Origin of the sequence: Nonomuraea sp. NPDC005983 (assembly GCF_040614375.1) — a bacterium.
In the GTDB taxonomy this organism is placed as follows: domain Bacteria; phylum Actinomycetota; class Actinomycetes; order Streptosporangiales; family Streptosporangiaceae; genus Nonomuraea.
The window spans coordinates 48,855-61,004 of record NZ_JBEXUP010000045.1 but is presented as its reverse complement, the minus strand read 5'-3'; the positions used below and the strand labels follow the sequence as shown (position 1 = coordinate 61,004).

Annotated in this window: 14 protein-coding genes; 10 read left to right on the top strand and 4 right to left on the bottom strand. The window is 71.8% G+C overall.

Annotation, left to right across the window (positions count from 1 at the left end):
- The coding region (locus ABZ297_RS21040) for a response regulator (protein WP_355348503.1) at window positions 1-226 on the bottom strand (226 nt) is incomplete at its 3' end.
- 9 nt (window positions 227-235) lie between these two features.
- Entirely contained in the window at window positions 236-1,762 is a 1,527-nt protein-coding gene (locus ABZ297_RS21035) for a carboxylesterase family protein (RefSeq protein WP_355348500.1), read from the bottom strand.
- A 131-nt stretch (window positions 1,763-1,893) separates the two neighbouring features.
- Here ABZ297_RS21035 and ABZ297_RS21030 point away from each other — a divergent pair, with 131 nt between their 5' ends.
- On the top strand, window positions 1,894-2,712 hold the full coding sequence (locus ABZ297_RS21030) for a DUF4253 domain-containing protein (RefSeq protein ID WP_355348497.1): 819 nt from the start codon (window positions 1,894-1,896) through the stop codon (window positions 2,710-2,712).
- A gap of 123 nt (window positions 2,713-2,835) precedes the next feature.
- Here ABZ297_RS21030 and ABZ297_RS21025 read toward each other — a convergent pair whose 3' ends face one another.
- Entirely contained in the window at window positions 2,836-3,759 is a 924-nt protein-coding gene (locus ABZ297_RS21025) for an SAM-dependent methyltransferase (RefSeq protein ID WP_355348509.1), read from the bottom strand.
- A 20-nt stretch (window positions 3,760-3,779) separates the two neighbouring features.
- Window positions 3,780-5,087, bottom strand: coding sequence for a Scr1 family TA system antitoxin-like transcriptional regulator (locus ABZ297_RS21020; protein ID WP_355348494.1), 1,308 nt, complete (start codon window positions 5,085-5,087; stop codon window positions 3,780-3,782).
- Between the two features lie 211 nt (window positions 5,088-5,298).
- On the opposite strand from ABZ297_RS21020, the gene ABZ297_RS21015 reads away from it, so the two are divergent.
- The 9 genes from ABZ297_RS21015 (at window position 5,299) to hemB (ending at window position 12,150) form a co-directional block, all read left to right on the top strand.
- Window positions 5,299-6,069, top strand: coding sequence for a hypothetical protein (locus tag ABZ297_RS21015; RefSeq protein WP_355348491.1), 771 nt, complete (start codon window positions 5,299-5,301; stop codon window positions 6,067-6,069).
- 122 nt (window positions 6,070-6,191) lie between these two features.
- Window positions 6,192-7,694 carry an MFS transporter gene (locus ABZ297_RS21010; RefSeq protein WP_355348488.1) on the top strand — a complete coding sequence of 501 codons (1,503 nt, stop codon included), beginning with the start codon at window positions 6,192-6,194 and terminating at the stop codon, window positions 7,692-7,694.
- Between the two features lie 15 nt (window positions 7,695-7,709).
- Window positions 7,710-7,967 carry a hypothetical protein gene (locus tag ABZ297_RS21005; RefSeq protein WP_355348485.1) on the top strand — a complete coding sequence of 86 codons (258 nt, stop codon included), beginning with the start codon at window positions 7,710-7,712 and terminating at the stop codon, window positions 7,965-7,967.
- A 16-nt stretch (window positions 7,968-7,983) separates the two neighbouring features.
- On the top strand, window positions 7,984-8,187 hold the full coding sequence (locus ABZ297_RS21000) for a hypothetical protein (RefSeq protein WP_355348482.1): 204 nt from the start codon (window positions 7,984-7,986) through the stop codon (window positions 8,185-8,187).
- Complete coding sequence (locus ABZ297_RS20995) at window positions 8,187-8,486, top strand: hypothetical protein (protein ID WP_355348479.1); 300 nt, start codon at window positions 8,187-8,189, stop codon at window positions 8,484-8,486. Before ABZ297_RS21000 ends, ABZ297_RS20995 begins: the two co-directional genes overlap by 1 nt.
- Window positions 8,483-9,211 (top strand): hypothetical protein, encoded by a 729-nt coding sequence (locus ABZ297_RS20990; protein ID WP_355348476.1) that lies wholly within the window; start codon window positions 8,483-8,485, stop codon window positions 9,209-9,211. Before ABZ297_RS20995 ends, ABZ297_RS20990 begins: the two co-directional genes overlap by 4 nt.
- The gene (locus tag ABZ297_RS20985; protein ID WP_355348473.1) at window positions 9,208-10,383 is read left to right on the top strand and encodes an FAD-dependent monooxygenase; all 1,176 of its coding nucleotides are present in this window, start codon (window positions 9,208-9,210) and stop codon (window positions 10,381-10,383) included. Before ABZ297_RS20990 ends, ABZ297_RS20985 begins: the two co-directional genes overlap by 4 nt.
- Window position 10,384: 1 nt before the next feature.
- On the top strand, window positions 10,385-11,176 hold the full coding sequence (locus tag ABZ297_RS20980; RefSeq protein ID WP_355348470.1) for an aspartate/glutamate racemase family protein: 792 nt from the start codon (window positions 10,385-10,387) through the stop codon (window positions 11,174-11,176).
- Window positions 11,173-12,150 (top strand): porphobilinogen synthase, encoded by a 978-nt coding sequence (hemB, locus tag ABZ297_RS20975; protein ID WP_355348467.1) that lies wholly within the window; start codon window positions 11,173-11,175, stop codon window positions 12,148-12,150. The genes ABZ297_RS20980 and hemB overlap by 4 nt, the downstream gene beginning before the upstream one ends.

Sequence of the window (12,150 nt, the reverse complement as noted above, 5' to 3'; positions counted from 1 at the left end):
CCGGCAGCGCGGCGCGCAGGTCGGGCAGCACGTCGAGGCCGGTGCGGCCGGGCAGTTCGATGTCGAGCAGCGCCACGTCGGGCCGGTGCCGCTCGGCGGCGGGCAGGATCTCCTCGCCCGACGGCACCTGGGCGACGACCTCCAGGTCGTCCTCCAGGCCGAGCAGCAGCGCCAGCGCGTCGCGCATCATGCCCTGGTCCTCGGCGATCAGCACGCGGATGGTCATGGGGACACGTTAGTTCCAGAACGCCAGGCGGTGTTCGGCGGCGTAGTCGACGGTCCTGATCGCGCGGGGCGCCAGCGACAGCGTGCCCCTGCCGACCCGCGGCCAGGCGGGCAGCCCGGACGTGTTGGGGTCTCCGGTCCTGGCGAACGCGGCCCAGTAGGTGGTGATCCGGTCCGACAGCTCCTCCTGCGCCGGGGTGAAGCGCGCCTTGGGGTCCGCGAACAGGTACGGCAGGTCGGCGGCGTGGTAGGCGCCCCAGTCGAAGTCGGCCTCCAGCGGCAGGAACATCGGCGCCCTCCTGTCGGCGAACTCGTAGCCGTAGACCGGGACGTGCCTGGCCAGCAGCGTGTTCTGCTCGTGGGTGCCGCGGGCCCACATGCGGTCGGTCAGCACGGCGGCCCAGGCCAGGCTAGGCGACTTATACCGCTTTTCCGGATATTCTCTGAGAATCTGGTCGGCTTTGTCGCCGAACGCCTCCCGTACGAGCTTCGGGTAGTCCGGCGACTTGCCCTGCACGTCATAGTTCATCCCGACGAACAAGCGGTGCTCGTCCCTGGTCGCCCCCGCCAGCACCGGCACCCGGTGGAAGCGTCCGTTGCGCAGCGCCTCGGCCGGCGACGACGGCAGCACCTCGTTGCCGTACGCGTAGACCTGGAAGACGTTCATGATGTACGGCACCGCGAGGATCTTCTTCACCGGCAGCGCCCGCAGGCACGCCAGGTCCGAGCAGCCGAGCTGCTGCGCGTACTGCCGTCCCCTGGCGGCCACGTCGGCCTCGGGCAGCCAGGCGAACGACGGGGAGGCCGGGACGCCCGGCACCATGCTGTTGGCGGGCATGTCCATCATGGCCTCGCCGCTCTGCATGATCGCCCGCTGGAACAGCCCTCGCGCGCCGGGCGAGGTGAGCTGCCCGCCGATGGCCATCGCGCCGAAGGAGACGCCGAAGACGGTCACGTTGTCCGGGTCGCCGCCGAAGGCCGCCGCGTTGCGCCTGACCCAGCGCAGCGCCTCCTGCTGGTCCTGCAGGCCGAACGTGCCCGAATTGCGCAGGCCCGGATAGCCGAATCCGCCGAAGACCCCGAGCCGGTAGTTGATCGTCACGACCACCGTGCCCTTGGCGGCCAGCTTCCGCGCGTCGGAGAAGTGGCCGGCCCCCACCGCGCCGTCGCCGTGGATCCACACCATGACCGGCCGCTTGGCGACCGGCCGTTTGGCCGCCTCTCTCGCCGGGGTGGTGACGTTGAGGTACAGGCAGTCCTCGTTCTCGCTGTGGGTCGGCGCGTAGTCGGAGCCGACCTGCGGGCACATCGCGCCCGGTTTCGTGGCGTCCCGGACGCCCTGCCACGCCTCGACGGGGTGCGGCGCGTCCCACCGGGCGGCGGTGGCGTAACGGATGCCCTGGAAGACGCGGTACGCCCCGGTCACCTCGCCACGGACGGCGCCCGCGTCCGTCCTGACGACCGCGGGGTCGGCGGCAGGTTGTGAAGGGGTCACGCTCCCCGCGAGCAGCACGGCCGCGGTCAGTAGTGTTCTCATGCCCCAACCGTCTCGAACCGGCCCCTGACTCAGGAAGGTTCATGCGTCCGCTATGGCGTGGGACAAAAGTCCTGAAGCGATCGGCGGCACTACCATCTCCGAGACGGGATTCGGCATCGGAACGGTAGGGCATGAAGGATCATCAGCTGCCGCGCGTGCTGTGCCAGCTGTTCGCCGACGGCGGCATGGGGCGCACCCTGTCGATCGGCCTGCCCGAAGGCGACATGGTGTGGCCGGATCCCGGCTACACGCTGCAGGGCGAGGCGGCCAGGCCCGCGTTCTGGATGAGCGACTCCCCCGCGGCCGACGGCGAGTGGGCCCGCTTCCGCGCCGCGCACCCGCGCAGCGGCCTGTGGCCGGTGTTACTGGACGAGTCGGCGCAGCCGTGGTCGGTCGGGCAGATCGTGCCTGACGAGGCGCGTCAGATCGACCACTTCACCGCCGAGGGGTTCATGGCCGAGGTGTGGCAGGAGTGGGTGGCCCAGATGCCTCCGGACGCGATCGCCGAGCTGGACCCGTTCGGCGCGATCTGCCCTGGTCTGGCCCCGCCGGGAAGGCTGGCGGCCGATCCGGGGGCGGTCGCCGACTGGTACGCGGGGCAACTGTCGGGCAGGGGCATGCCGCTCGGCCTGGTCGCCGCGCACCGGGGCGCCGACGCGCTGGCCGTGATGGGCTGGCAGGGCGCGCTGCACCACAACGAGTGGATGGTGCCGATGGCGGCCGTGGTGCGGAGCTGGGAGGACCGGTTCGGGGCGCGGGTGGTGTCCGTCGGCTTCAACACGCTGGAACTGAGCGTGGCCGCGCCGCCCGTCGAGCCGGAGCACGCGCTGCACGTGGCGGCCGAGCACTGGACGTTCTGCCCCGACAACGTCGTGCAGGGCCCCGGTGACCTCCAGGGTTACGCGGAGCAGATCCTCGGCGGGCACGCCTGGTCCTTCTGGTGGGACTGACGCCGTGGGACTGACGCTGGTGCTCGGCCGGCGAACCGGCCGAGCCTCCTGTGGCGAGCACCGGAGCGTGACCGCGCGGCCCTGTGGACGGCTGCCCAGTGAACGGCGGCGCTGCGGCCGTCGTCAAGGGAGCCGGGCCACTGCGCCGTAGTTGCCCGACGAGGCGGGCTGCGACGACGGTTCGCCGGCGTCGGGGCGCCAGCACGGCACCCAGACCAGGCCGGGTTCCAGCAGGTCGAGCCCGTCCAGTAGGTCCTCGACCTGTTCCTTGGTGCGGATGGCGTGACCTGGCAGCGTCATCGCGAGCAGGTCCCTGATGGCGGGCAGCAACTCCGGCGGGACGCCGTCGAAGGTGGTCTGCAGCAGTGCCAGGTAGCTTCTCTCCGGTACGACCTGGCGCAGCCGTTTGATCACATAGCGGGCCTGCTCGTCGTCGTTGAGGCTGTGGGTCGACACCAGCAGCACGGCCAGGGGCCTGTCCCAGTCGATGAACGTCGTCACGACCCTGTCGGCGAGCACGCCGTCGATCTCGCGCACGTCCCCCTCGACCACGCGGACCAGGTCGTTGACGGGCTCGATGGTGGCCTGGGCGTTCACCAGGACCAAGGGGTCGCTCTCCACGTACACCATGCGGACGGCGGGGGTGCCGGGCATGTCCCGGGCCACGTCGTGGAGCTGGCGCCCCGGGGGCAGCCCGCTGGGCACTCCACTGCCAATGATCATGAACTGGTCAACGCCGTCGGCAACCAGATGGCGGACCACGCGAGCCAGGTAGCGCAGGACGGCCTGCGCGGCGGCGGTGGTGATGGGGGCCGCCAAGTCGTAGCGCCGCATCGCATCGCGATCGGCTACGAAGTGGTTCTTTCCTCCCGCGGCTGCGTCGAGAATCCGGGTGATTCGCGCCTGAGTGGTGTCGAGATTGGCCAGGTTTCGGATGGCACGCTGACGCACTGAGTGTTGCCCCTTTCCCCTCGCCAAAAGTCGTAACGGGAAAGCTGGTCTCTCAACCCCACTGATGACCAGAGTCAATATGATCCAAAGGACCATGCTTGACAACACATGAAGCGCTAGTAATTCGGGAAATATCTATTTCCATTTTTACCGGACAAGTCTGACGAGAATCCGCCGAAGCCGTGCGCGATCCTTTCACGGTGCGCGTGGAGCAGGTCCAGGGTCTCGTCGCGGGTGGTGGTGGTGACCGACAGCTTGGTGAACGCCTGGTGGTAGGCCTCCACGGAGCCCGGGTCGGTGATCAGCACCTCCGAGTCGATGGCGTGCGAACAGGCGATGTCGGGCTCGAACGCCTCGGCGAAGCGCCAGAGCGTGAACGGGCCCGTGCGGGGCAGGTAGGCAGGCTCCTCCATGGGGACGACGTGCAGCGAGACGTTCGGACGTTTCGCCTGGCTGATCAATGCGTCGAGCTGGCCGAGGAGCACGTGCGGCTCCGCTATCGAGCGCAGGAGGACACCTTCGTCGATCACCGCCCACACAACGGGACCTTCGTCGGCGTACACCAGTCGCTGGCGGGCCAGGACGATCTCCACCGCCGCGTCGGCCGTCGTCTGGCCCAGATAGTCCAGGCCGGCCACGGAGATCGCGGCTCTTGCGTACTCCTCGGTCTGCAACAGCGGCGGGACGAACTGCGTGTGGTACGTCCGGATCAGCGAGGCACGCTGCTCCAGCGCCGCGGTGGTCGCCAGCCACACGGGCACCGAACTCCGGTCGTACCAGGCGGGCTCGCGCTCGCCGCGGGCCAGCGACATGACGTACTCGCGGGCCGGGGTCGTGGTCACGCCGTACAGGCTCAGCAGGCGCTCCACAGTTGCGGGCGCGGGGGCGATCCTGCCGTCCTCGACTGCTTCGACGGCGGCCACTCCCCTGCCCAGGGCGCTCTCGACCTCCTCCGGTGTCATGCGGACGGACAGCCGAAGGGCACGCAGCCGCTCACCGAGCGCCTCGCGCTGCGAACCCGTCAGCAGGACCGCCGCCTGCGGGATCTCCAGGGCTGACCTGGGGTGTTCCGACAGGCCCTCGGCCTGCCGGGCGATCTCGATCACTCCGCGCAGCACGGTCAGCGACCCCTCGGAGAGGCCGGAGGCCGACAGCCCGATCGCGGCCGCCCGCACCTGCAGATCGTCGACCGTGCCCGACTCGAGGAAGTCCTCGCCCACCAGCCACCCCACGCTCACCTGGAGGCATTCGGCCAGGGCGCGCAGGACGCCGAGGGTCGGATTGGTCTGCTTTCCGGTGCGGAGCTGGCTGACATAGGCCCGGGTGATGGGGATGCCGGCCGCGGTGAGCGCGGCCGCCACCTGAGCGCCAGAGAATCCGCGCTTGTTCAGCGCGAGATCGAGTCGCTCGGCGAAATTCGCCACTCGTAGCCTCCTGCTGCCGTGAGCGCCTCCAGAGTAGACGAAGCCGTGATCCTCGTCGCCTGTCCGTGGGGGCCTACCTGCGTTACCTACCATATGGAAACTGACAGTTGACACAAAGGAGGAGTAACGGCCACCATCGGACCGGATGTGGTAACTGACACTTAACAGCCGGACCGGTTCTGCGAAGCCGCCGGCAAGGGGGTGGCCGCACGTGCCCATCGATCCCCATGGCATCTCGTGGTTCGTCAGGACCCCGCGCTCGCCAGCCCAGGACCGGATCATCCAGCGCATCTGCGTCCGCGCGGCGCCAGAGGGAGCACAGGTCCACGTGGCGACCCTGCCGCTCGGCGGAGTCCAGGTCTGGACCGACAGCTCCCGCGACCAATGGATCATCCACCACCGGATGGCGCGGGAACTGCGGCTGGCCGGATGGCACACCGAGACGGGTGCGGAACGCCTGATGGTTCTCGGGTGGAGCGCCGCCTGCCTGATCCACCGCGCCCGGATGCTCGCCGCCGCGCTGTCAGGGCGGCTCGCCGACTACGACCGGACGACGCTCGCCGCGGTCATCACCGCCAACCGGTTACGCGAGGACGGGCACCCGGTCGAGGAGATCGTCCCCGAAGTCGTCAGCCGCCTGGAGCGGGAGCTGCGCTGGCCCGCCAGGCTGGCCGACCTCGAAGGGCTCAACCGCACCGCCAGCCTGGAACCCATGCGGCTCAGACTGGCGCAGATCGCCGGCCTGGAGACCCAGGTGGGCCGCCGCTGCGCCGAGCACCTCGCGCTGGCCTCGCAGGTCACCGCGACCGTCCTGGGCGGTGACCAGCCCACATGGTCGAGCCCCGACGTGCCGCGCGCCGGCCTGACCGAGCGGATGGTCGCCGCGAGCGTGCCCAACCAACCTGACGGCCCGCTGACCACCACCGTGACGGGTGGCGTGCCCGCCGCCGCGACGCCGAGCTACGCGGAGTCGGCGCGATGACGCTGACACCCATCCGAGCGTACGTCGCGGGCCCCGCGCAGGGGCCGGCGTCACGAACGCCGAACAGGGTACGACGCTACTTCATCCTGCGGCTCATCGCCTCAGGCGCGGTTATAGCGATCATGGCGGACAGCACGGCCACCACGCTGGCCATCCCGGTGCTGGGCCGCGACCCGATAGCCGCCGGGCTGCCGCTCGCGGAGATCACCTGGGTCAGCACGATCAACTTCGCGGCCGTCGCCGCGCTGCTCGCCACCGCGGGCCGCTTCGCCGACCTGCTCGGCAGGCGCAGCGTGCTGGCGCTCGGGCTGGCCCTGTACGGGCTGGGCGCGACGACCGTCATCGCCGCCCCGACCTGGTCCATGCTGCTCGCCGGGCGGCTCGGGCAGGGAGTCGGCGCGGCACTGATGTTCCCGTCCTCGCTGGCGCTGCTGCTCGGCGAGCTGCCGCCGAACAAGCGCGCCGGAGCCGTCGCGCTGTGGAGCGCCTCCTCTGGAGCCGGCGCGCTGGCCCTACAGGGCGGCGGCGGGTGGCTGGTGGAGGAGTACGGCTGGCGCGGGCTGTTCCTGCCCGGCACGGCGCTGGCGGCGGTGCTGCTGGTGCTGACCCCCGCGCTGCCCCGCTCACGCGGCACCACACGGCGCATGCCCGACCTGTTCGGCGCGCTCCTGCTGGTGGGCGCGATCGCCGCCGCCGTGCTCGCCATCTCGCAGGGCGAGGTGTGGGGCTGGACGTCCACACGCACCATCGGCTGCGCGCTGGCCGCCGGCCTGCTGCTGGCCGGCGCGCTCGCGACCTCGTGGCAGAACCCCGGTGGCGCGATCGACATAAGGCTCTGGCGCCGCCCCGGCTTCCTGTGGGCCGGTGGCGCGTCCTGCCTGTACGGAGCGGCCTCGTACGTGGTGCTCTCGATCGGGCCGCTGTACCTGAAGGAGTCCGGGTTCGACAGCGTCAGCCTCGGCCTCTGGCTCACCCCCATCTCCGTCGCGATGGTCGTGTCCAGCCCGCTGGCCGCGATGGCCAGCCGGCGCATCGGGCTGAACGGGATCATCTACGCGGGCGCCCTCACGCTCGGCGGGGGCTGCGCGCTCCTCCTCGCGCACCCGTACCCCAACCTCTGGTGCCTGCTCGGCGCGCTGCTGCTCGGCACCGGCTTCGGCGCGCTGTCCACCGGCACGTTCACGGTCGGCACGATGGCCGCGGACCCCGGCCAGTACGCGGCCGCCGCGGGCGCCGTCAACACCGCCAGGATGCTCGGCGGCGCGATCGGCGTGGCAGGAGCCTCCGTCCTGGTCGACCGGCCGATCGTGGACGGGCCGATGCCCGGTTTCGCGTCGGTCCTGATGGCCTGCCTGGCGGTCGCCGTCGTGCTGGCCGTGGTCGCCCTCACGCGGGTCGCCAGATCGTCGTCGCGCCGGCGGGCGGCCCGCCCCACGCGGCGCGAGGCCGAGGCGGAGCTCATCGTGCTCCGTCGGCTCCTCGCCGAGCTGCGCGACAGCTTCGTCCAGGTACGCAGCGAGGCCGAGCAGGAACTCGCCCGCTTCAACGTCCACGACTTGTCATCCGCCACCCGCGTATCCGCCACCCGAGCAGCCGCCACCACCCGAGCAGCCGAACAGCGCTGACAGGAGTGACCCCATATGGCCGCCGACGCCCTCCGCAAGCCGTACCTCCGCCCCTACGACACCCCCAGCCGCGGGACGCGGCCTGTCTCGGGGCCCGTCCCGCCGCCCGCGTTCGGCGACCAGCGCGACGCCCCGCCCACCGAGATCGCGCCCGCCCAGGCGGCGGAGAGCGCGACGGCGACAGCGCAGACCCTGCACCTGCTGCGGCACATCCAGCAGGTCTCCGAACAAGCAATCACCGTGATCGACCAGGCGCTCGACCGCGCGTCCTGACCCCCGGAGGCAAGCCATGCTCACCATCAAGGTCGACTCACCGGCGGACGTCGCCGAAGAGCGGCAGCGCGAGTTCGCCGACACCGTGATCGGGGCAGCGGTGAACGTCTTCGGCGTGGAACGCGCCGACGTGCGGCTCGTCCTCACCCAGGGCGGGGCGGACGACGAGCGGGAGCGCCGGGAAGCGGCCTTCTGGGCCGCGGCTTGGTCGGGCTGCTGATGACCGCCATCCTCACCCCTCCGATAACCCTGCCCTACCAGGTCAGCGGGCCCCTCGTGCTGGCGCTGCGGCGCAAGGCCGCCGCGGTGGCCGAGGCCGAGCTGAAACGGCTCGCCTCGCGCGCCCCCGAACTCGACGCGCGCTCCCGCGACGAGGTCAGGCGCTCGATCCACCGCGTGGTCGAGGGCTTCCTGCACGAGCCGATCGTCCGCGTCACCACCTCGGCGGGCTCCCCGCTCGGCGACCACTACGTCGACGCCATGTACGAGCTGTTCGGCCTCGAGCGGGGCACGTCATGAGCCGGGGCAGGGTCGGCGTCCTGGTGCCGCCGGCCAATCCCGCGGCCGAGCCCGAGCTGGCACGCCTGCTCGGATCCCGCGCCGACATGCACGTCAGCCGCTTCCCGGTAAGGCCCGGCTACTCCCTGGCCGAACGCCTGGAGATGTACAACGCCACCCTGCCCGACATGATCCGCTCGTTCGGCGGCCTGCGGCTCGACGCGCTCGTCATGGCCTGCAGCGGGTCGCGCTACCTGATCGGGCCCGAGCAGGACCGCTACCGGTGCGAGGAGCTGAGCAAGGAGTTCGGCGTGCCGTTCGCCTCCGCCACGCTCGCGACCTGGGAGGCGTTCGAGCACGTCGGGACGCACGACTTCATTCTCGTCTCCCCCTACCAGCCGTGGCTGACCGAGCTGGCCGAACGGTTCTGGGCGGAGGCCGGCCTGATCGTCACCAAGGTGGTGCCGGTGTTCGCGAAGGGCAGGACCTCGCCCTACGACGTCACCCCGGCCGAGCTCGTCCGCCAGGTCGAGGAGGCCGACCTGCCGCACGACGCGGTGGTGCTCTTCAGCGGCACCGGCATGGCCACGCTGCCCGCGCTGGGGTCGCTCGGCACGGGCAACGACCGGATCCTGCTGACGTCCAACCTGTGCAGCGCCTGGTGGGCGCTGTCGCAGGCGACGGGGCAGCCGCTCACGCTCAGCCGGGTGCCGCACCGCCGGGCCGCGCAGAGGCAGCACTCGTGAACGGCGTCGTGGTGGTCGGCGCCGGCCCGGTCGGGCTGACGGTGGCGCTCACCCTGGCCAGGGGCGGGACGCCGGTCACCGTGCTGGAGCGCGAGAGCGGCCTGACCAGGCAGTCGCGCGCCTCCACCTTCCACCCCGCCACGCTGGACCTGCTGGACGACCTCGGCGTCGCGTCCCGGCTCGTCGGACGCGGCAGGGTCGTCGACCGGATGCAGTGGCGCGACCGCGCGGGCGGCGTCATCGCCGAACTGCCGATGGACTGCCTGGACGGCCTGACCAGGCACCCGTACCGGCTGCACGCCGAGCAGTCGTCGCTGACTCCGCTGCTGCTGTCGGCCCTGTCGGCCTACCCGCACGCCCAGGTGCGGTTCGGCACCCGGGTCGACGGGGTGGCCGAGGCCGGCGCGGGCGTCCGGATCCGGCTGGGCAGGAACTGGGCCAGGGCCAAGTACGTGATCGCGGCCGACGGCGCGCACAGCACCGTGCGCAGCTCGCTCAGGCTGCCGTTCCCCCGCTCCTCGTACCCGACCCAGGCGCTGCGCGTCTTCACCGACTCGCCACTGGACCGGTTCCTGCCCAAGCTGGCACCGCTCACCTACGTACGCGACATTGAGCAGTCGTGCAGCCTGCTGGGGCTGCGCGACCACTGGCGGATCGTGTTCAGGATCCCAATCGACGCCCGCGACCCGCTCTCGGCCGGCAACGTGGCCGCGCTGGTGCGCAAGGCGCTGCCGGAGGCCGGCGAGCAGGTCCGCGTCACCGGGGCCGACAGGTACGGCCTGGCCAGGGGCGTGCTGTCGTCCTTCAGGCACGGCCGGGTGCTGTTCATCGGCGACGCGGCGCACCTGACCTCCACCGCCGGCGGGCTGAACATGAACGCCGGCCTCCACGACGCCGTCGATCTCGGCCAGCTGCTCCCGGCCGTGCTCGACGGCTCCGCCCCTCCCGCCGCGCTCGACTCGTGGGCCTGGCGGCGGCGGACCGTCCTGCTCGAACGGGTGATCCCGCGCAGCGAGGCGCGCGTCGCCGGCGTGCAGGACCGCAACAGCGCCAGGCTGGCGTCCGCCATGGCCGGAGTGCGCGCCATCGCCGACGACCCGGACGCCACCCGCACCTACCTGGCACAGGCTTCCATGCTCGACACCGTCCCCCATCTGGTGAGGCGTAGCTGACATGCGGATCTGGTTCCAGAAACACACCGTCGAGGGCCGTTCGGCGCTGCTGGACAAGCTGTACGCCGAGCACCTGGCCAAGGTCTCAGGGCCTGGCACCCACGTCGAGGTGCACACGCTGCCGCCGGGCACCTACGGCAGCACCCTGCCGGAGCATCTGGTCGGCTACGGGCAGATCGGCCTGATGTTCGGCGACTACTTCGCGCGCACCGCCGTCGAGGCCGAACGCGACGGCTGCGACGCCTGGATCAGCGGCGCCGGCCAGGACCCCGGCCTCGCCGTGGCCCGCTCACAGGTCGCCATCCCGGTCGTGGGGTACGGGGACGCGGTCTGGCAGGCGGCACGGATGGAGCGGCACCGGCTGGGCGTCCTCGGGTTCATCCCCGGCCTGGTCGAACCCATCATCGGCAACATCCGCTCCGCGGGCGCCGAGCTGGCCTCGTACCAGGTGGTCGAGGGCAGCGCCCGGCTCGTAGAACAGGCCCTCAACAGGGACTTCGAACCGCTGCTCGACGCCTACGGCGAGGCCGCCCGGCGCGCCGCGCAGGCGGGGGCGCAGTGGCTGGTCCCCGCCGAGGGCATCCCCAACGTCATCCTGGTGCACCTGGGCGTCACCGAGCTGCACGGCCTGCCCGTGATCGACCCGGGCGGCCTGGCCATCAAGACCGCCGAGCACCTGTGCGAGCTGCGCGCGCTGAACATCACGGCCCGCGCGAACACCGGCTACTGGCTGCGGCTGGCCGACACGTCCGTGGTGGCGCAGGTCCGCGCGGCCCTGGAAGGGGCGTCATGAGCTTCCCCGTCGACCGTCCGCGCCGCCTGCGGCGCACGCCCGCCCTGCGCGGCCTCGTCGCCGAGACCCGCCTGCACCCGGCCGAGCTGGTGCAACCGCTGTTCGTCCGCGAGGGCATCAAGGAGCCCCGGCCCATCACCTGCATGCCGGGCCAGGTCCAGCACACCCGCGACAGCCTGCGCAAGGCCGCCGCTGCCGCCGCCCAGGCGGGCGTCGGGGGGCTGCTGATCTTCGGCATCCCCGAGGTCAAGGACCGCGACGGCCGCGGCGCCTGGGACCCCGACGGCATCACCCAGCAGGCGCTCGCCGACGTCGCCGAGGAGGTCGGCGACGCGACCGTGGTGATCGGGGACGTCAACCTGGACGAGTTCACCGAGCACGGCCACGTGGGCGTGCTCGGCCCCGACGGCGACGTCGACAACGACGCCACCCTGCTCGCCTACGCCGACGTGGCCGTGGCCCAGGCCGACGCGGGCGCGCACGTGGTGGCTCCGAGCGGGATGATGGACGGCCAGGTCGCCGCCATCAGGGCCGCGCTCGACGGCTGCGGCCACGAGCGGGTGCCGATCCTGGCGTACGCCGCCAAGTACGACTCGGCCTTCTACGGCCCGTTCCGCGACGCCGTCGAGTCGCGGCTGAAGGGCGCCCGCTCCACGCACCAGCAGGACCCCGCCAACCGCCGCGAGGCGCTGCGCGAGGTGCTGCTCGACGTCGAGGAGGGCGCCGACATGGTGATGGTCAAGCCGGCCGGCCTCTACCTCGACGTGGTCCGCGAGGTCGCCGACACCGTCCACGTGCCGGTGTTCGCGTACCAGGTGTCGGGCGAGTACGCGGCGATCGAGGCCGCGGCGGCGCAGGGCTGGCTGCTGCGCGAGCGGGCGATCAGGGAGAGCCTGACCGCGATCCGCCGGGCGGGCGCGGACAGCGTCATCACCTACTGGGCCACCGAGGTCGCCGAGCAGCTGCCGCGCTGA

Bases quoted from the DNA above. Each gene is read 5' to 3' on its own strand.
- ABZ297_RS21035 (WP_355348500.1), bottom strand. From the start codon at position 1,762: ATGAGAACACTACTGACCGCGGCCGTGCTGCTCGCGGGGAGCGTGACC.
- ABZ297_RS21030 (WP_355348497.1), top strand. From the start codon at position 1,894: ATGAAGGATCATCAGCTGCCGCGCGTGCTGTGCCAGCTGTTCGCCGAC.
- ABZ297_RS21025 (WP_355348509.1), bottom strand. From the start codon at position 3,759: ATGGTCCTTTGGATCATATTGACTCTGGTCATCAGTGGGGTTGAGAGA.
- ABZ297_RS21010 (WP_355348488.1), top strand. From the start codon at position 6,192: ATGGCGGACAGCACGGCCACCACGCTGGCCATCCCGGTGCTGGGCCGC.
- ABZ297_RS21005 (WP_355348485.1), top strand. From the start codon at position 7,710: ATGGCCGCCGACGCCCTCCGCAAGCCGTACCTCCGCCCCTACGACACC.
- ABZ297_RS21000 (WP_355348482.1), top strand. From the start codon at position 7,984: ATGCTCACCATCAAGGTCGACTCACCGGCGGACGTCGCCGAAGAGCGG.
- ABZ297_RS20995 (WP_355348479.1), top strand. From the start codon at position 8,187: ATGACCGCCATCCTCACCCCTCCGATAACCCTGCCCTACCAGGTCAGC.
- ABZ297_RS20990 (WP_355348476.1), top strand. From the start codon at position 8,483: ATGAGCCGGGGCAGGGTCGGCGTCCTGGTGCCGCCGGCCAATCCCGCG.
- ABZ297_RS20980 (WP_355348470.1), top strand. From the start codon at position 10,385: ATGCGGATCTGGTTCCAGAAACACACCGTCGAGGGCCGTTCGGCGCTG.
- hemB (WP_355348467.1), top strand. From the start codon at position 11,173: ATGAGCTTCCCCGTCGACCGTCCGCGCCGCCTGCGGCGCACGCCCGCC.